Below are 19,641 nucleotides of genomic sequence, written 5' to 3' on the forward strand. Positions count from 1 at the left end.
TGCGGAGCATTGCTAAGCAGATAAAACCTATCAAGATTACCACATTAACATACAGTTCCACTTTACATAATCCGTATTATAAGAACCCTTACTTTTTCACCCTTCGACTCTTCTGCCTTTAGCCGTAATGATGAAGTATATTTCTTTCTGGCTCACAAAAAAGGAACGCTGCAGACTCGCTACAACGTAAGAGTTTTCTTATTTAAACCAACCTTTTTTCCAAAACCAAATGATCATCCCTACGCCCACTACCAGCATGACAGCCAATGAAATAAAATAGCCGTAACGCATATGTAATTCCGGCATATATTGAAAATTCATGCCATAAATACCTGCGATAAAGGTTAGCGGGACGAACACTGATGTAATAATGGTTAAAAGCTTCATTACATTATTTGTTTGCAAGGAATTCATCGACATATAACTATCACGTATATCTACGGTTATCTCTCTATTCGACATCACCATTTCAGATAATTTCAAAAGGTGGTCATAAATATCTGAATAATACTCCCTTTTTCCACGAATGCCATCCAGATGTTGGGAATTAAGCATTCGATATAGTAAGTCTCGCATCGGGTGGATGACATGTCTAAGCGTCAATAATTGATAGCGTGTATCAAATAACTCTGTCATTAACTGATTCATCGATTTATTGTGAGTGTTTTCCTCAATTTTGTCCAAATTGTCCTCGATCTCATATAAATAAGGGAAATAATTATCAACTATCTTGTCTAATATCTGATAGAAAACAAAATAAGTATCCCATTTTTCTACCTTTACTTTTCCATGCGCTAACCTTTCCCGCACATAGGATACTTCTTTAGAAGGCTGACGGTGAAAGCTAACTACGAACTGATCGCCGACAAAAAAATTAATTTCTTCTTTTATCAACTCGTCTTCATCCTTGTCCTCTTTGACAAAATGAGTGACAAAGAAAGTATGATCATCATAGTAATCCAGCTTGGGCCGCTGCAGGCGCTGAATACAATCTTCTATCGCTAACGGATGAAATTGAAATGTCTTGGATAAATGCTGTATTTCTTCATCTGTTGGTGTATCAAAATCAACCCAAAACCATTTGTAGACTTCCAAATTTGCTTCCGGTGCAATATCTGTTTCTATCTGGTTATCATGAGTAATACCAAGTGTATGTATCATGTAATCATAAACCTCCACTTCATGCTGACAATATCCTTCTATTCTTTATATACCCTTAAACGGTATATATTAAAAATGGGTGTCTATTAATGAATATCTCTTTTCTTGAAATTACCGCCTTTTACCTCCGAAACATCATAAATGGCTACAAATGCACCTGGGTCAATCTCATTAATAATTTCCTTCAATTTACTTTCTTCCAAACGGTTAATAATACAGGTAATTTCTTTGAATTTCTCATTGGAATAACCGCCCATTGCCAATGTATAAGTAGCACCGCGTCCTAATCGGTCACGTATCGTCTCCACAACTAATTCAGGCTTGGAAGAAATAATGGTAAACGTTTTGGATCCACTCAGACCTTCTTCGACAATATGGATAACTTTGGACGCAATATAATAAGCAATTGCTGATAAAATAGCACCCTGCAAACCAAAGACGGTCGAAACGATAATAAAGACAAATAAATTCAAAAATAGAATTAAATCACTTGTTCCAAACGGAAGCTTTCTTGAAAGTAGTACGGCTAACATATCAATACCATCAAGCGCACCGCCATTACGGAGAGCAAGCCCCATTCCAAATCCAAGTATCACGCCACCAACTACAGTAATTAATAACGTATCTCCTTCTATAATCGGAGAAATGTGATGCATAAGACTTGTTCCAATCGAGAGTGACAAAATTCCGATCACAGAATAAAACGCAAAACTTTTACCAATTTGCTTATAACCCAAATAGACAAAAGGAATATTCAATACCGTAATAAATACACCCAATGGCCAGGAAAACACCTGTGAGCCGACAATACTTATTCCGGTTATGCCACCGTCTGACACATTATTTGGAATTAATACCGATTCCAAACCATATGCCGCTATAAATCCTCCAAGTATGATAAGAATGGCTCTAGCAACCATCCGAAGTTTACTGCGCCTTTTCTTCGATAAAGTTGTCATGTTCATTTCCTTTCTTTCGACAGATTTACTGTTTGTTTTTAAAAAACCAGGCTGCAATTCAACCGATCCTAAGCGATATAACCATTTTGAAATGTGTTACTTGCTAGGTTATCGCTCCTGCCAACCACTCCATGTCCCACAGGACGCGGATCATACGTTCGAATCTTTGCTAAGCACCTATAACATATCAAAATTACCACATAGTAATACATTTCCACTTTATATAATCCGTTTTATATTAATCCATTCCTTTATTTTTCAACGCGCCACTCACCTTTATGCCAAATATAAAAAATATACCTTTCATTTTAGTATAGATGATTGGTTGACCACATGTAAGAAATTACGGAAACAGGATATGAACAAAGCATTAATTCTTCACCCAGTATTCGGTACAATCTTTGCTCCGATTAAGAAAACCATATTCAATCAGATATCGACGAATTGTTACAAAATCATTGTAAATCTCTTTTAATATCTCGTTCACTTCTTTTTCCTTGTAGACTTTCCGCATTTCAAATCGTTTGGCAATATTCTGTAGAACAATAATTTTTCTTTTTTCCTTACTTGGAAAGGTTTCCAATGCACCGTCTACTCCTTGTTTAAAATAAGTGTTTAATATTTTTTGCTTCTCCTCTTCGGTCGTTGCATAGCGATCATCCACCATGGTTGCCCCCTTATGAAATTCAACTAATTTTTCTTGCTTTTGTTGTGTAGAATCAAGCAAATTCATTAATGTCAAAAATACTTTTGCCTGCTTTTCCCTTTCTCTTAATTTAAAACGATGATTGCGAATCGTTGAAGTACTGCCGCCATTCTGCTGCTTGACAATTTCTTTATCTGTTAATCCTTCTTTAAAACAAAGCAGTAAGTCCTGTTGATGTTCCGACAGTCCTGTATTCTTTTTCCCTAACTTGATTAAATAATGGAAGACAGAAATATGTGTCGCTTCGATATGATGTACAACAGCCCTTCTTGCTTCAAATAAAGTGTCATCAATTGGGTAAATAATGCCATCTTCAAACTTTTGATTACATAACAAACAGACATATTCTTGTTCTTCTCGTTCGTACACATAACCTTTTGAAAGCTCGTCAATGGTCGCATTCCAAAAACGTTCTGAATTAGACATTTTGTAGATGCACCTCTTTTTCGTTTATTTTTACATAGACATTATACGATTACGTTTATAAAATAGCAAGCCTGACATAAACACCCTTCCCTTTTGTAAATCAATTAGTAGCCACGATCGTTGACTATCTGTTAGCCTAATATGGAATAGAAAATGTTGAAAGAAAGGATGATTCAGGTGAAAGTACTAATAGTCGGGGCAAACGGACAAATTGGGAAACATCTCGTTGCACGTATTCAAAACGAAGAGAAGCTCGAAGCGCGCGCGATGATCCGCGATGAAAAACAAGCAGGAAACTTTGAAAAATTAGGTGCTGAAGTGGCAGTCGTTGATCTGGAAGATAATATTGAAACAATCGCCAAAGCTGCAGAAGGAACAGATGCTGTTGTATTCACTGCTGGTTCCGGTCCTCATACAGGCAAAGACAAAACGATAATGATTGACTTAGATGGTGCGGTCAAAACGATCGAGGCAGCGAAAAAAGCAAACGTTCAACGCTTCATCATGATTAGCTCCTTCGACACAAGCCGTGAAGCGATTCAAGCTGCACCAGAAGGTTTTGCACCATATGTAGTGGCCAAACACTATGCAGATGAATGGCTGCTGTCGACCGAGCTTGACTATACCATCATCCATCCAGGTAAACTAACGAATGATCCTGGAACAAATCAAGTAACACTTTCTGAGAAGGTAGAACGGAATGAAGTACCCAGAGAAGATATCGCAGCTACGATTGTTGCATCCTTAAACACCCCATCAACTATTGGAAAAAGGTTTCAGGTTGTTAAAGGTAATACAGACATAGCTGATGCAGTTAAATCTATATAATAACAGGAGAATGGCCAACTCAAGAAAGAGTTGGCCATTCTATCATATGGAATTAAATGAATAATAAAAAGTGCAGGTCATTTTCGTGCAGTTTTTAGACTGTATTTATATTCTTCTTGTGACAGCGGTTTTCCAATTATAGTGCCTTCACCTTGTTGCTAGCAAGAAGGTTGCGAGAAGATTTACCAGGACAAACTGACCGGAACAAACAAAGATCGACCAGCCTTTTTAAAACTTATTACATCGATTCAAGAGGGCGACACGTTAGTAGTTACAAAACCAGATCGTTTCGCCAGGTCTACAGTAGACGGCATAAATACCATTCGCGACCTTTTTGACCGAGGAATAAAAGTCCATGTACTGAATATGGGTCTTGTAGAGGATACGCCAACAGGCAGGCTTATTTTTAATATAATGAGTTCATTTGCGGAATTTGAAAGAGATATGATTGTAGAGAGAACGCAAGAAGGAAAAGCCATAGCAAAGCAACGTGACGATTTTAGAGAAGGAAGACCAAAAAAGTACGGAAAGAAGCAAGTGTCTCACGCTTTGGAACTATTGGAAACCCACAGTTATAAGCAAGTGGAATCGCTAACCGGAATTTCCATTTCCACGCTTACAAGAGCCAAAAGAAACGCAAAAAAAATTCATATTTATCCCCATAAATAGCTTAGCGTTGTAAATACGCATTTTCGGAACTAACCCCATACACAGAAGAACCAATTTGTATTACGTATGACAAAACTGATCAATTGCTTCAAGACGCAAATTGGAACATCATACAGCTTCATCGTTTAGCTAATAAAAAAGACAGTCTGTTTTATAACTGACTTAAAGAAAAATAGTGTCTAGTACCACCCCATAATTTGCGAGTGGTATTAGACACTACTATTTCACTTACTTTTAATACGTTTGGAAAGAGATAAAAAATATTTTAATGATAAACTCCAAATTATTAAAATTAAAAATACATTATATTCTTCGAGGACGCCTATGTATATTAAAATCGCTAGGGTGAATGCTGATATACTAGTTATTATGGAACTTATCTTATGTGAAAAACTTATTTCTGATTTAGAGTAATTGTTATTAATATTAATAACAAATGAAACTGGTTTCTTAGTAACATAAATGCTATAACAAGCAAAAAATATCCCTATTATTAAAGAACTCCATACATATAAGCTCATTTGCATCTATCTCAAAAATTGATAATCTACTAATTGTATAGTTCCATCAGCCTCTGAATCCGTATTGATATATGTTCCATCCCAATATGAAGCATTTCCATAATGTTCCCCGTATAAACCGTCCGAAACAGTAAAATGGACTGGACCAGATTCGGATTGATCTGCTATATCATCAGCTATTCGCTCCTTGTTTAAACCGTCTAAGTATAAACTAGCACCCAAAATAGCACCAGAAGATGTTCCTGTAAATAAAACACCAATCAACCCTCCAAGTCCTATCCATGGTGACTGCTCTAGATCATCTGCAAACTCTCTTGCATCTGCGGGGTTTAAATAATAATGATAATCATCTTGATAGTATCCACTTACTAAAACTTTTTTATGAACTGCTGCACCATCATAATACGAAGGGACTCTTGTGTATCCTGGAGGGTCTGTGGGAGTCCTTGTACCTATTTCAGATGCATTGGCTCCGCAAAAGGAAGTAAAGTAAATACTAGAGTAATAATAAGTATACTGCTTAAAATTTTCTTCAAAACAACATCTCCCTCTCTATTAATTTGAAATACATAAAAATATTACCATAAATAAATTTTCATAACATTATAAAATTAGATATTGATTCTATTTTACTATGAAAGTGGTCTAACTGATATTTCACTTGTTTCCAATTCTGTTCAAAGGGGGGTCTCGCCAACATTTCGGAAATTTTGCACGCTAATCTAAATATTTAAGGCAAACGTTTTTAACCAGGCATTGGCAAAATGTTTTTAAAACACAAACGTGAAATATATTAAAAACCTCCTTTTATAAGTAATAAGAAACATAAATGCACCGGATAAAACGCTCTGTATAAGGTTTTATTGATTGGCCATTTTATTTTTGGTAATTTATCTTTATTTACGATTATCACGGTAGCAAGGATTGTTACAATTTGATAAAAGGCTTTGAAATTTATACAGGGAGTGATGGTGGGGAGGTTTTATCGATTTGGCAAAAGAATTTATTTGACCTAATTCTGCTCGATATATTGATGCGAGAGTTTGATGGCTTTTCGGTATGTGAGCGAATTCGTGAAGTGTCAAATGTTCCAATAATGATGATAACAGCAAAAAGGGAAGAACTAAACCGTGTGCACGGATTAAATATAGGGGGCAGACGACTACATTGTGAAGCCGTTTAGACCGAAAGAATTAGTAGCGCGAGTATAGGCCTTATGAAGTGCGCACGCCGTTAAGTTACATTAGTGGCTATGCAGAAGCCTTACAGGACTTTGCCCAGCAGCCGCTCCAAAGAGAGAAATAAACTGGATCATACAGATAAACATGATCATTGTGTACACCATCAACACCATGTTCACCAATCCATACGTATCCCCCGTCGAAAAAAACACCGTTTAGATACTTTAATGTGGGAAACTCGTTTACAATTGTCATTTCTACTATCTGAATCACAGATACCCTCGCACTCTCAGTATTGACGAGACAAATTAGCATGATTAAGTTTAATTTCATAGTAATTCCCTTCTGCACAATCTTTCTTTTATTATCCTTATTCTGAACTTATAAAGCATATACAATTTATCCGTCATTCCCCCGAATGGCAAGATGAGTTGCTCCCTTATGCATTCCGAGCATGATAACCCCTGCCATTACTTGATCTATTTTCGTGTTAACAGGAGAAGCTAGTGTACGATCCGGCAGACAAAGATGGGCAAAGAGTTGCTGGTGAAACGGCTGAGAAGATTGAAGGTCAAGCAATGCCATCACCACAAAAAGAAGACATGCAGGCATGACGAAAACCCCGCTAAAAAATGCATATCGTTCCACTTTTTCTGTTGGTAACAATACAAATGGCCACCACATGCTAATCGCTAAAGCAAAAAGCAGGAGGCTGTAACTGTTATGCAAAAGGGGATGTTGTAATAAAAACTGGAGCATAGCCGGAAGATGGTATAACAGAAATAATACTGAAAAGAGCAGAAGTGAAATGATCGACGTTCTATGCCTCATAATGCTTGTATTGGAAACGATACGATGAATAGTATGCGGCATTCCTAATAGCAGAAGTGGTGGAATAATAAAGTACAGGATACTCATTTGAATCATGTGTGTACTAAAGGTTATATGAGCAAGTTGTGCGAACGGACTTGCGAAGGTAATTCCACACAATAATAAGCAGGAGACCATGAAAAGGACTTGCTTAACTGTTACAGTTAACCTTCTTAGCAAAAGCAGGTAACATATCAAACTCGCTAAAAGCACGAATAGAACAGGGATATTCCAAGTTAACGGCATCAAGAACACCCATAACGTCATCTGATGATCGCCTCATTTCTCCATATATTCCCTCTCCATTATAACTATTCAGCTACCCCAACTACTATGTAAAAAGATAAAACCCTTCAAGACCCTGGCAGCTCCAAGGTCCTGAACTCATAACCATTACAACACTGTATAATACGGTACATATTGCGGATTCGTATAATAAGGTGGACGAAATGTTATTTGGGGAGCATGAAACGCATTTTGATTATGATTATAGAGAACACTTTCTTTGGCAAAGGGTTCTGATAACAATAAATATTTCACTTCTGGATTATAGTAGTAATTCACCCATTTCACCTCTTGCTGTTACTCTATGCAAGACCCCTTCCTTGGGACCCTGCAAAAAAACATACACGACATTCGCCTAATAGGAATACATTAATCCATCATGCAATTTAAGGAGGCTTTTTGTATATCTGAGGATAGGTCCACTCCAAAGGAATATCCAATGCAGCCTAACTACGGCAAAATTACAAGGTATGAAAATACTCCTTTAACAGTTCCAGAACAAAGACAATACCGGCAGCCCGGTGTAGAAAATGTAATGATCCCCAGGCCGATTATTGAAAATCCGAATTATAAAGGAAGCGGGAAGCTCGAAGGAAAAGTCGCACTGATTACAGGAGGAGACAGTGGGATGGGCGCTGCAGCTGCTATCACTTTTGCGAAAGAAGGCGCAGATCTTGCTATTGTCTATTTAGATGAACAGGAAGATGCAGAAAGAACGAAGAAACGAATTGAAGAATTAGGAAAAAGTTGTTTATTATTACCTGGGGATTTACGCCAAAAACAACAATGCATCGATATCGTGGAAAAAACGGTGGAGAGGTTTGGCAAGCTGGATATATTGTGCAACCATGTCGGCATTCAATTTCAACAATTAGATTTATTGGATATTTCAGATGAGCAATTTGATGATACCTTTAAAGTAAATATATACTCTCACTTCTATACGACTCGAGCTGCTCTACCTTACTTAAAAGTAGGAAGCTCTATTATCAATACCAGTTCTTTCGTGGCATTTGAAGGGTTTGAACAATTAATCGATTACACTGCCACCAAGGCCGCTAATTTAGGTTTTACGAGAGCACTCGCCAATAATTTAGTAAAAAAAGGTATCCGAGTAAATGCCATTGCGCCGGGAAAAATCTGGACGCCATTAATACCATCGAGTTTTTCTCCTGATCAGGTTACACTCGTTAACAATCCAATGAATCGGCAAGGGCAACCATTTGAGGTGGCTCCTACATTTGTCTACCTTGCATCTGACGACTCGCGATTTGTTACCGGACAAACACTTCACGTTAATGGTAGTATGCTGACCCGTAGCTTTTACACATGGGTCAGCTATTATCTTTTATTCAATTATTGTTACACTTACATCTTTGCGTCCCCATTGCATCGCATCATCTTGATTTGGAATGAAGACATCAATTTTATTACCATTAATCGCACTTCCGATATCAGCTGCGATTGCTACACCATACCCTTCTACTTTTACGATAGAGCCCAATGGAATGACACTAGGGTCTACTGCAATTACTTTTGCATCAGAATATTTATTTAAATCAAGTCCCATTCTGGTCACACCTGAGCAACCATCACAACTAGCAGTATAAGCTGTACTTTCAACTGTTAGTGTTTTTCCTGCTTCTGTGTCACGATCTGCAATGTTATCCAACGCCGATCTTGTATTAGGACCTGCAATACCGTCTACTGTTAATCCTTGTTCTCGTTGAAAATCCTTAACGGAATCCACTGTACCAGCGCCATAAATACCGTCTACACTACCGTTATAATGGCCTGCTTCTTTGAGCTGGTTCTGAATTTGAGTGACATGCTTCCCATTATCCCCTTTTCGCAGGACTTGGACAGCATGATATGTTTCAGGACCTGCAATTCCATCTACTTTTAAATGACGTTGTCGTTGAAAATCTTTAACTGCTTCTTCCGTAATGTCCCCATAATACCCGGTTGATGTATGATATGGGAAAACTCCTTTTGTCATCAGATAATCCTGTAATTCTGCAGCATCTGACCCTGATGAGCCATTTGCTAGAATACGGTCTCCCATGGCAGCTTCTGCAAATGTCGGTGCGGCAAACATGAAGAAGCCGAGTACTGTTAACATAAACATCGCTTTGCATGTTTTTAACATAAAATAATTCCTCCCTATTTTTCTTTACATAGAGAGTGTTCGAGAGGAAATAGATTTGTTTGGATGTAGAAACTAGAATCGCATCATTCGACTCTTAATAATCCAATATTATGAAAATAACCGTGTTTTCTGGCACTTCTTGAACACTGCAGTACATCTATTTATTTTTACCTATATAACTCAATAAAACTATGATTCGCTTCTTTATTAGAAAACGATATAACTAAAAAAAGTCCCATTCACTAGATTCAATAGCGAATGAGACATATCTCTTAATAAAATCTTTTAAAACTCTCAAAATGTTTTTTCCAATAGGAGTTATCCAAACTATGAACCACTACTCCACTGGAAGATGCATGGATAAACTGATTATCTCCTATATAGATTCCCATATGGGATATACCAGATTTATAAGTACCTTCAAAGAATACTAAATCCCCCACTTTAGGAGTATTTACATAATGAGAACGATCATAGTAGCCAGCACTGGAAAGGCGACGAATATCTTGCATGCCAGCTTGTTTGTATACATAATATATGTATCCGCTGCAATCAAACCCACTCGGTGTGGAGCCACCCCACAAATAATCCGTTCCCTTTAAGCTTGTTGCCAGACTGATTAGTTTGGTAACATTGTAGTCTACATTATCTGGTGTTTCATTGCTAGAATTAGCCGAGCTTTCATCTGAGGAATTAACCTTGCTGCTAACCTTTAATTTCTGCCCAATATAAATAATATCTGAACTTAATTTATTCCATTTCTTTAAATTTGCCACAGTAACACTATACTTAGCACTAATGTGAGAAAGTGTATCTCCTGATTTAACTGTATAAACAGTTGTAGCAGTACTCTCCTCGTCTGACTTGTTCGATGTGTTGTTGGATGTTGATGATTCGTTATTGTTAGAACCGCTATTTGTATTCGGTTTTGACACGACAAATACATTACCAGGATAAATTAACGTCGTATCTAAGTCATTCCATCTCATCAGATTACTAAGCGAGATTTTATGTTTAGATGCGATTCCGCTAAGGGTATCACCGGCTTTTACTGTATATTTGCTAACGGATGTACTAGATTGATTAGTCTGACTATTATTATTGTTTGTATTATTGCTATTATTACTAGATGTTTTAGAAGAAGTTTGCAATACTTGGTTCGGGTAAATAACATTAGACGAAAGCTTATTGATATCGATTAACGCCTGAACACTCGTATTATATGTGTGAGCAATCTTCCATAATGAATCCCCACTCTGAACTTTATACGATGCAGCCTCAGCTTCATCTGCCCCAACTACCGCTGATGCAATTGCAGCACCGAGCGTCACCGACATTACCATTTTTTTATTCGCCATTTTATTTGCTTCCTCCTGTTCTTTTTTAAAGCGAACCGTAATTAAATTGGAAAACTTTAACTAAGATTCATAGCTAGTCCTATTATACCTGCTAATTGCAAAAATTGATAGATGACATCGAATTTTGTTAGTGAAAATTTTCGGTATCTTTTCACGGAACTTTTTACCTATATTTTTTGAGATAATCGTTGCAAATAAAGAGATTCTATCTAATCCCAAAAATGTTCATATGACTTATATTCCAGACATACTTATCATAGAATAGAATACATTAAAATAAAAAATAGGTTTATATTAGTATTTATGTATCTATTTTTCACAAAGATTAACCGTTTCGACTACTGTTTCGTCCTCCTGATTAACAAGGGGGAAAAACGGACATAAAACTACCTATAATACGGATTATGTTAAAATGACTGTCATTATATACTTTCATTGCTTATAGCAAAAAAGAACCGAATCCTTTGGAAAGGAATTCGGTTCTTTTCATAAATGAGCCTTATTAAAAAAGAATACAGTTACTAGTATACACTATCACATGTTCCGGCTGCGGGTTCATAATAACAATGATTTTTAAATTGCCCCGCAAACGGCTGACCATACCATGTCGGAGGGCATGGAGCATAAGGATTGAAATACCATAGCGAATATTTACCTGGATGCTGACGCCAGTAATCCAAATTTTTCTTCGCTAACCTTTTTTCCACTTCTCTTGCCCTGTTATAAAATAAATTTCCCTTCTGTACCGCTTCAAATGAATAGTTGCCACCTTGGACTTGATAAATAACTTGTGGAATCGTCCTAACATCCTTGAAATCTAAACAATCTGCAATAGCACGGTTAACAATGACATTTCCGACATACAGCATACCTTGTTTTCCTTCGCCCTCGGCTTCTGCCCTCATCATTCTTGCCATCAAATCAATGTCCGAGCTTTTATATTTTACTCTTGGCATATTCTCACCCCAACACATTGTATGAAAGAAGCCTATTTTGTTGCATTATCTAGTGAAGTTATTTGGTTGATATTGTAAAACTCCTCTTATGGACAGCTTTTTACACTTCGCCCATTTTCTTGTACACTGCTGATTCACTCTGCTAATGCTGTGAGTAGAGTATCCAGATTCCTTTGCATAAGGGTAAAGTAATCCTCATTATTCACCACATCTTCCTCTGTTATCACTGATAGATTATGGATATTTAACGAATCGACATTAGTTTCCTTTTGAATGATGTTAGCAATTTTGGGTTCTACATTTTGTTCAAATAGCAGATAGTGAATATCATGATCGCCTACTATTTCAATTACTTCTTCCAACTTTTTCTGTGAAGGTTCATTAGATGGAGATAACCCAGAAATGGCAATCTGTTCAATTCCATAAGCCTCTTCCCAATACCCATACGCTGCATGTGTTACTAAAATTTCACTCCTTGCAGCGTTTTCTAATTGCTCATGAAAATTCTCATCTAAATCCTTAAGTCTTGTCTGTAAATCACTAAAATTAGCTTCAAATTCATCTTCCGCACTCGGTTTTAATTCAACTAACATATTTTTAATGTTCTCTGCCAGGTCAATAGAGCGTATAGGATCTAACCAAACATGCGGATCTTTATCTCCATGGCTGTGACTGTGCTCATGGCCTTCTTCTCCATCTGTCTCTTCACTGTGCGTATGGTCTTCTTCCCCGTGTTCATGCGCTTCTTCACTATGATCATGGGAATGTTCTAATAATGTAATATTATTTGCAGCTTTCAAGACCTTTACATCTTCACCTTGAATTGCTTCCTCAATGCTTTCACCATATGTTTCCATATTAGGACCACTATAGATAAACGCATCTGCAGCAGCAATATCTACCATTGTTTTAGAAGTTGGCTCATATGTATGAGCATCTGCTCCTAATGGCAAAATGGATTCTACATTTACATGCTCTCCACCAATTTGCTCTGCAAAATATGCTAACGGGTAGAGCGTTGTGAATAGTTGTAATTCATCTGTACTTTCTTCGCTGGCATTCGTACTTTCAATAGCTTCATTATTATCTTCTAATGTTTGATCTGTGGCACACGCCGCTAAAAACAACAGTGCAATCAGACTCAATAAGATGGTTATACTTCCATAAATTCTCATTATCACCCTCCTTTACCAAATAACTAATAAAATTTTCATTATCAACACCGAATTCATGATCCATTAAACTTTTATTAGACATATACGCCCTATTACCAGCTCGATTTCTTTACTCCAGGCAGTTGACCTTTAGGGGCAAACTCTCTAAAAGCAATACGTGACATCTGGACTTTCGCAAATATCCCATTGGTCTTCCTGTCACTGCACAGCGATTGAAGCTGTTGTTGTTTTACAACTTTAGACATTTTCGCCATTCAAAGCATGCTCCTTTTCTTCTAAGCATTCATACATTACAGCTCCTACAAATAATAATGATTACGATTTGTTAATTAAAAAAATATCTCTTATAGATTAACGTTAGACTATAAATTCCAATGTATCCATTTTAATGTGCCATCATTTCATGAGCTATGTCATGTCCATCCATCTCTGAAGGATAGTATGTAGGCCAGTTACTTAGCTCATCTAATAAAGCCTCCCTGTCGTCACCCATATATAAATGGTAATGGCCAGCTTCTGTCGGATAAATACTGTGATCGCTGAATTGTATATATGAGGGAAGTCCATCCGCTTCATCTTTCAGTTTAAAAACATATCGAACACCTCTATTGCCTGCTTCATAATTTAGAATTTCATAGTCATCATACACATATTCTCCAGTAAGTTCTTCACTGTCCCTATAGAATGTTACATTATTTCCTTGGATTACAATACGATCAACATCCGTTTGATATCCTGTCTTATAATACTGCTTATATTCCTCAGCAGTCTTATCACCCTCATGCTCTGCTTTATGGGCGAAAACCTCATCAAGTGTACCATCTTCTAAATAAGGATAGACCGATTGCCAATCTCCTTCCCAATCAGAAAGCGGGCGATCGTCGACTTGACTGTCTTCAAAATAACCATTATAAATTTCTTCCGTTTCTTCGCCATGTGCATGACTATGTTCATGGTTATCAGAAGAACTCTCTGTTTCTGAATCTACAGCTGTTTCACTTGCCGCTGCCTCATCCTCCGTTCCACCAGAAGCTTGACACCCCGATATAAGCAGTATCGAACTTAGCACAAATAGCGCTAGTCCCTTCAAAAAGCTAACATTCATAATAAAACTCCTCCTTATAAATCGTAATGGTTACGTTTTGTAGTATATAGGCATTCCAAAAAAACGTCAAGGAAAACCTTTCTATTCCATTACAATTTTTTATTACGAGAATTTTAATGATTGCTGAATAAAGAAATTAAGAAAAACCGGGAAAGCCCACCCGGTCCTAACTAACAAAATAATATACAACTACCTATAATATGGATTATGTAAAGTAAAACTGTCTGACATTGTGGTAATTTTGATAGATTTCATCTGCTTTGCAAAGCTCCGGAAATATGCTCCGCGTCCTGTGGGGCACGGCTTCAGCTAACTTTGGAAAGAAAATTCTTTTCTTTTCAAAGTGGATCTTCAGCTCGCACTGATCCCACGGGAGTCTCCGCATATTTCCTGCGCTTAAGGAATTGCTACAACGTATAAAACAGCTAAAAGCGGTGGTCCTAGGCATTATGTTATAAAATGATATTGTGATATTTATGGATGTGCTCAATTTGCTAGCTCTTACAAAAGTTGTAGCGTATCTTTCACAACGTAGGCCAACCACGTAGACTCCCGCGGGACGTGCAGGTGCTGAAGATCCACTTTGTGAAGCGATCTTCTTCACAAAGTTAGCTTCAGCCGTGCCCCGCAGGACGCGAAGTGGTTGGCCGGAGCGGTATCATACCACTAAAAACATGTCAAAATGACTTCTAGGCTGGTTGACATAATCCATATTATAAGAACCCATCTTCATGTTCAGCATGATTACTTCTATGACTGTACTTATATACTTTCTTTACTGATAAAAAAGCACAGCCTCTATGAAAGCACTGTTTAACCACTAAAATTAAATTTTATTGCTTAAAACTTTTCAATGCTTCTACTTAGAAGAATCATCAATGCGATCAATTTCAACACCGCTAAATCCTTCATCATTGAATTATTTATCATCCAGAAAAAGTCTAAATTTATAGGTCATTCGAAACGCTGCCATAAAATCAACTTGGTGTGAAGCAACCACCAAAAATAACCTGATCCTTTTGATCTTAAAGAAAACACCTCTAGCCTCATAAAGTGTCTGAACTATTTTGGTTGTATGTAATTCACATTTTTACAAATGCTAAAAAAAAGATCTGGATAAGCGAGGTATAATGCATGTTGAATAGAGTTCGCCAAGCTTTTCGTCATCGAAGAGATACAGCTTCTGATAGAAGTAACCAAACAAATAATGCATGCTCCATTAAAAACAACACAAATGATAATCGAGCAGAATTAAGCAAATTATTTTATAACAGTGTGGACATCAAATACAGAGAATTTGAAATTGGAAACCAGAACCCGATACAATGTTTCATTTGTTATACAGAAGGGTTAGTGAATAAAGACGATATCAATCTTTTCATTATGGAACCCTTATTGAGTTCAAATTCAACTAACAAAATAGATCAAATGTCTTCTAGCTCTGTTTTTTCGCTAATCAAAAATCAAACACTAACGTCAACAAGTGTGACAGAAGTTGTTAATCTGGACGATGCTATCAGCGGCATATTGTCAGGCAAAACAGCTTTATTCGTCAACGGAGAAAATACTGCACTATTAGTATCAACTGAAGGTTTTGCAGCAAGAAAAGTAGAAGAACCCGATACTGAATCAACGGTAAGGGGATCGCGAGAAGGATTTAATGAAGTTTTAAATGTTAATACTTCATTAATCAGAAGAAAAATTAGCAACCCTAATTTAACATTTGAAGAAATGACAATAGGGAAGCAAACGCAAACAAAGGTCAGAATTGGCTATATTTCAGGAATTGCTAATCCAAAAGTAGTAGAAGAAGTAAAAAAAAGATTAAACGAAATTGATACAGACACTATATTAGAATCTGGTTATATCGAGCAATTTATTGAAGATAATCCGTACTCTATCTTCCCTACAATTGGAAATAGTGAAAAATCAGATAAAGTTGCCGGGAAAATATTAGAAGGCAGAGTTGCTATATTCTGTAATGGGACACCTTTCGTTTTAACTGTTCCTCATTTATTGATTGAAATATTCCAAGTTCCCGAAGACTATTATTCACGCCCTTTTCTTGTGTCTATCATGCGTCTATTTAGACTTGCAGCATTTTTCTTAACGTTAATTACTCCTGCATTCTTTGTTGCAATTGCCACCTACCATCATGAAATGGTTCCAGCTTTTCTACTTGTAACAATGGCCGCTGCTGAGGAAAAAGTTCCATTTCCCGTCTTCTTAGAAGCGATTATGATGATTGTTATATTTGAAATATTAAGGGAAGCTGGGGTCCGAATGCCACGGCCAATCGGTTCAGCTATCAGTATTGTCGGTGCATTGGTAATTGGAGAAGCTACCGTGCAGGCTGGACTTATAAGTGCACCAATGGTTATTGTTGTAGCACTTACAGCCATCACTGGGTTTGTAGTTTCTGCCATAAACGATGCGATTATTATTATTCGATTCTTTCTACTCATCCTAGCAGGAACGCTAGGTTTTTATGGTTTATTAATGGGTCTCCTTGTCATCATTGGTCATCTATGTTCATTACGTTCATTTGGTTCTCCTTTTTTGGCACCATTTGGGCCTGTAATTCTAAGCGAGTGGAAAGATGCATTTATAAGGATGCCATTGAAGTCTTTAACATTTAGACCTCAAACCATAACCTGGAAGAGATCACGAAGACAAGGGTTTAAGAATCCACTCAGACCTCCTAAATATAACAAGAAGGACTGACAACAATGAAAAAGATCATCATAATTCTATCACTATTCTTGTTAGTGGGGTGTTGGGATCGACAAGAATTAACAGATATTGGTATTGTTGGAGCCGTCGCTATTGATAAAGCGGATGATAATAAAGGATATACCCTTACCTTACAATTATTAAGACCAGCTGCACAGAGCACCCAAGCCCCTACACCAGATCAACCGTTTTTAATGGTATCTGTTTCTGGAGAGAATTTAGCACAATTAATGAGAAAGGTAAATAATGTGATTGATCGGAATGGATTTTATGATCACAATAAACTAGTTATTATTAGTGATAAGGTAGCAGAAGAAGGACTGCTTCCTATCATCGAAACCTTCCATCGCCGAAAGGAAATTCGATCCCATGCTTGGCTTGCTATTGCAAAAGACGAAGAAGCACGATCCATATTAGAAAAGAGAGAACCGGGCATTTCACGCGTACCAGCCAATTTTCTTAATGGACTGTTTAATACTTCCAATTATTATGCGATAAGTAACACAATATTAAATTTTTTTAAAGTGACACTGCAGGCTGGTAACAACCCTGTTATTGGAACCATTAATATTGAAAAAAACGAAAATATTGGTGAAATGACTACCCTTGAGGGAGGAGCAGTTTTTAAGAAAGATGCATTAATAGGGTTTATTAATGCAGAAGAAACAAGAGCCTTTAATTGGATCATCGCGGATGATGAGAGTAAAAGCAGGGGAGCCTTTACCCTTCCACTGCACAATGCAGAGAATGCTGAAGATGTTACGTTGCTAATGAATGATATTGATTCAAAAATCATTCCAGTTATAAAAAAAGGCCAACTAGAATCCTTCGATATCACTATTTATCAAAAGGCTGAATTAGCAGGTGATCAATTAACAAACAACTTTAAAAGTAAAAAACAGTACCATGAGTATATATTGAAAGTGGAAAAGCAATCTGAAAAGTTTATAAAAAACAAAACCAACGCTTTAATTGAAAAAGCACAAAAAGATTTTAAAACAGACATTTTTGGGTTCGGTGAAACACTTTATAAAAATTATCCAAAAGTTTGGGATACCATGAAAGATAGCTGGCCAGATACCTTCTCAAATGTTCCTTACAAGGTCAACGTAACTGTTGATATAAAGAATTCCGGGTTACTTCAAGACTCAATGGAGGCCAAAGAGTAATCGGCCTATTTTTTAATTAAGAAACGAATGAAGTAATAGAGGATCATAAACAGCAAAATAATGATATAAATACCGCCCCCAACAGCGATAATAGCCAAGAAAAGATCGACTTTGAAGACAGAATAATCGAACATAGCATATCAATCCCCTTTTCGTTGAGAAATTTTCTTTTTCAGTATAGAAATGACTAACAGTAGGAATGGAAGCAAAGCATAGATCAAAATAACATACCCTCCCCCTTCCATTCCTTTCCATCTTTGATCATCTATACTGTTGAAGTGCATAATTGTATAGATTGGAAATAACAATCCACTAATGATAATAACGAATTTTGGATTATGTTTATTAAACAACCAGGTTATTGCGAGTGAGAATGCCAAGAAATGCATGGCTGTTTTGTAGAATCCTCCAATAAACATAATAAAGACACCGATACTGTCCAGATTCGTGATAATCATGGCTACTTTTATAGATAATAAAGTTTCTAATAAGGGAATTTGAGTAACCTTTGCTAGCTCTGCACCTAATACACAAATGATTACCAACGTCGACGTTAATAGTAAAATCGTCGAAGTTGCAACAGCTAGAAAGGCTGTTTTACGAATATTTTCCTTTTTTTCAACCAAGTGCCACATCATTAGAAATACAACCATTTCCCCAAATGGAAAGGCAATAACTATCGGCAATTCTTTTAATACTGGTAATACCCCTTCCCCTAATACCGGCTCTAAATTCGAAAATTCAAATTCTCCAGAAAACAAATTAAATACAAACACCGTAATTAAAAATAATAATAAATATGGGAAAAAAATTTCAACCGTTCTTACGAATACTTCTACACCTAGGCATAAAATATAAATAATAACAAATATATATAAATAAAATATCACCATTATTGGCGTTTTAGGCAGTGCTGTTAGTTTGATAAGTGCTCCAAATTCATAAAAATTATGATTGGCCTGATTGTAAAAATAAAGACCAAACAGAAGCAATAATGGCTTGGCCATCACTTTACCGAGTACATCATTTAATATCTCCGAAAAATTTTCAAAAGCATAATACTTTGGCAATTCCGTATAGGTCCATATCAAAATAAAGCTAATTGCATAGGCTGTCAGGATGACTATCCATGCATCTTGTTTTGCACCGATACCAATTGCAAATAATGTTGTACTACCAACCTCAAACGCTACGATAAGTGCAAATAATTGGATATTTGAAATTTTGTTCACGATTTAGCACTCCTTGGATGACAAATAATACTACTTCTTACATTGTCACCATAATAAAGTAGCGTTATAAGTTTTTTTATATGGAAGGAGGGCAAGTTTTAATTTTCCACCATCAATTCAACATTCGATCCTTTATATTTTTTCTCTCATCCGAACAC

Annotated in this window: 17 protein-coding genes and 3 pseudogenes; 6 read left to right on the forward strand and 14 right to left on the reverse strand. The window is 36.7% G+C overall.

Annotated features, from left to right (window positions below; translation table 11 throughout):
* Nucleotides 1-198: 198 nt before the first annotated feature.
* The 3 genes from corA to MUN88_RS04200 all read right to left on the reverse strand — a co-directional run bounded on the left by corA (nucleotide 199) and on the right by MUN88_RS04200 (nucleotide 3,252).
* Nucleotides 199-1,161, reverse strand: a complete 963-nt coding sequence (gene corA, locus MUN88_RS04190; RefSeq protein ID WP_244721241.1) for a magnesium/cobalt transporter CorA — start codon at nucleotides 1,159-1,161, stop codon at nucleotides 199-201.
* 86 nt (nucleotides 1,162-1,247) lie between these two features.
* Nucleotides 1,248-2,126, reverse strand: coding sequence for a YitT family protein (locus MUN88_RS04195; protein WP_369809976.1), 879 nt, complete (start codon nucleotides 2,124-2,126; stop codon nucleotides 1,248-1,250).
* Between the two features lie 364 nt (nucleotides 2,127-2,490).
* On the reverse strand, nucleotides 2,491-3,252 hold the full coding sequence (locus MUN88_RS04200) for a DUF2087 domain-containing protein (RefSeq protein WP_244721243.1): 762 nt from the start codon (nucleotides 3,250-3,252) through the stop codon (nucleotides 2,491-2,493).
* Between the two features lie 168 nt (nucleotides 3,253-3,420).
* On the opposite strand from MUN88_RS04200, the gene MUN88_RS04205 reads away from it, so the two are divergent.
* Nucleotides 3,421-4,080, forward strand: coding sequence for an SDR family oxidoreductase (locus MUN88_RS04205; RefSeq protein ID WP_244724325.1), 660 nt, complete (start codon nucleotides 3,421-3,423; stop codon nucleotides 4,078-4,080).
* A 162-nt stretch (nucleotides 4,081-4,242) separates the two neighbouring features.
* Nucleotides 4,243-4,749, forward strand: a pseudogene (locus MUN88_RS04210) (recombinase family protein); the annotation flags it as partial.
* Between the two features lie 527 nt (nucleotides 4,750-5,276).
* On the opposite strand, the gene MUN88_RS04215 reads toward MUN88_RS04210, so the two are convergent.
* Complete coding sequence (locus MUN88_RS04215) at nucleotides 5,277-5,534, reverse strand: hypothetical protein (RefSeq protein WP_244721244.1); 258 nt, start codon at nucleotides 5,532-5,534, stop codon at nucleotides 5,277-5,279.
* 670 nt (nucleotides 5,535-6,204) lie between these two features.
* Between MUN88_RS04215 and MUN88_RS04220 the strand changes: the two genes are divergently transcribed.
* Nucleotides 6,205-6,453 (forward strand): response regulator, encoded by a 249-nt coding sequence (locus MUN88_RS04220; RefSeq protein ID WP_244721245.1) that lies wholly within the window; start codon nucleotides 6,205-6,207, stop codon nucleotides 6,451-6,453.
* Between the two features lie 397 nt (nucleotides 6,454-6,850).
* On the opposite strand, the gene MUN88_RS04225 is transcribed toward MUN88_RS04220, so the two are convergent.
* Both MUN88_RS04225 and MUN88_RS04230 read right to left on the reverse strand, forming a co-directional pair.
* On the reverse strand, nucleotides 6,851-7,588 hold the full coding sequence (locus MUN88_RS04225; RefSeq protein WP_244721246.1) for a cytochrome c oxidase assembly protein: 738 nt from the start codon (nucleotides 7,586-7,588) through the stop codon (nucleotides 6,851-6,853).
* A 126-nt stretch (nucleotides 7,589-7,714) separates the two neighbouring features.
* Nucleotides 7,715-7,885: a hypothetical protein gene (locus tag MUN88_RS04230; protein WP_244721247.1), complete on the reverse strand. Its 171-nt coding sequence runs from the start codon at nucleotides 7,883-7,885 to the stop codon at nucleotides 7,715-7,717.
* Nucleotides 7,886-7,985: 100 nt separating this feature from the next.
* Here MUN88_RS04230 and MUN88_RS04235 point away from each other — a divergent pair.
* Nucleotides 7,986-8,918: pseudogene (locus MUN88_RS04235) on the forward strand (SDR family oxidoreductase); the annotation flags it as partial.
* A 36-nt stretch (nucleotides 8,919-8,954) separates the two neighbouring features.
* Here the strand turns inward: MUN88_RS04235 and MUN88_RS04240 are convergent.
* From MUN88_RS04240 to MUN88_RS04265, 6 genes and pseudogenes are all read right to left on the reverse strand, one after another.
* On the reverse strand, nucleotides 8,955-9,755 hold the full coding sequence (locus MUN88_RS04240) for a peptidoglycan-binding protein (protein ID WP_244721248.1): 801 nt from the start codon (nucleotides 9,753-9,755) through the stop codon (nucleotides 8,955-8,957).
* Nucleotides 9,756-10,027: 272 nt separating this feature from the next.
* On the reverse strand, nucleotides 10,028-11,113 hold the full coding sequence (locus MUN88_RS04245) for a C40 family peptidase (protein WP_244721249.1): 1,086 nt from the start codon (nucleotides 11,111-11,113) through the stop codon (nucleotides 10,028-10,030).
* A 521-nt stretch (nucleotides 11,114-11,634) separates the two neighbouring features.
* Nucleotides 11,635-12,069 (reverse strand): cell wall hydrolase, encoded by a 435-nt coding sequence (locus MUN88_RS04250; protein WP_244721250.1) that lies wholly within the window; start codon nucleotides 12,067-12,069, stop codon nucleotides 11,635-11,637.
* A 134-nt stretch (nucleotides 12,070-12,203) separates the two neighbouring features.
* Nucleotides 12,204-13,244, reverse strand: coding sequence for a metal ABC transporter solute-binding protein, Zn/Mn family (locus tag MUN88_RS04255; RefSeq protein WP_244721253.1), 1,041 nt, complete (start codon nucleotides 13,242-13,244; stop codon nucleotides 12,204-12,206).
* Nucleotides 13,245-13,336: 92 nt separating this feature from the next.
* Nucleotides 13,337-13,455, reverse strand: a pseudogene (locus MUN88_RS04260) (uS14 family ribosomal protein); the annotation flags it as partial.
* A gap of 174 nt (nucleotides 13,456-13,629) precedes the next feature.
* Entirely contained in the window at nucleotides 13,630-14,349 is a 720-nt protein-coding gene (locus MUN88_RS04265; protein ID WP_244721256.1) for a ZinT family metal-binding protein, read from the reverse strand.
* Between the two features lie 1,134 nt (nucleotides 14,350-15,483).
* On the opposite strand from MUN88_RS04265, the gene MUN88_RS04270 reads away from it, so the two are divergent.
* Both MUN88_RS04270 and MUN88_RS04275 read left to right on the forward strand, forming a co-directional pair.
* On the forward strand, nucleotides 15,484-17,073 hold the full coding sequence (locus MUN88_RS04270; protein WP_244721259.1) for a spore germination protein: 1,590 nt from the start codon (nucleotides 15,484-15,486) through the stop codon (nucleotides 17,071-17,073).
* A gap of 5 nt (nucleotides 17,074-17,078) precedes the next feature.
* Nucleotides 17,079-18,251 (forward strand): Ger(x)C family spore germination protein, encoded by a 1,173-nt coding sequence (locus MUN88_RS04275; protein ID WP_244721262.1) that lies wholly within the window; start codon nucleotides 17,079-17,081, stop codon nucleotides 18,249-18,251.
* A gap of 5 nt (nucleotides 18,252-18,256) precedes the next feature.
* On the opposite strand, the gene MUN88_RS21630 is transcribed toward MUN88_RS04275, so the two are convergent.
* Nucleotides 18,257-18,385 (reverse strand): hypothetical protein, encoded by a 129-nt coding sequence (locus MUN88_RS21630; protein ID WP_256463977.1) that lies wholly within the window; start codon nucleotides 18,383-18,385, stop codon nucleotides 18,257-18,259.
* A gap of 6 nt (nucleotides 18,386-18,391) precedes the next feature.
* A complete protein-coding gene (locus MUN88_RS04280) occupies nucleotides 18,392-19,483 on the reverse strand; it encodes a GerAB/ArcD/ProY family transporter (protein WP_244721264.1) in 1,092 nt (363 codons plus the stop codon).
* Nucleotides 19,484-19,641 lie beyond the last annotated feature (158 nt).

The organism is Gracilibacillus caseinilyticus (assembly GCF_022919115.1).
GTDB classification, from domain to species: domain Bacteria; phylum Bacillota; class Bacilli; order Bacillales; family Amphibacillaceae; genus Gracilibacillus; species Gracilibacillus caseinilyticus.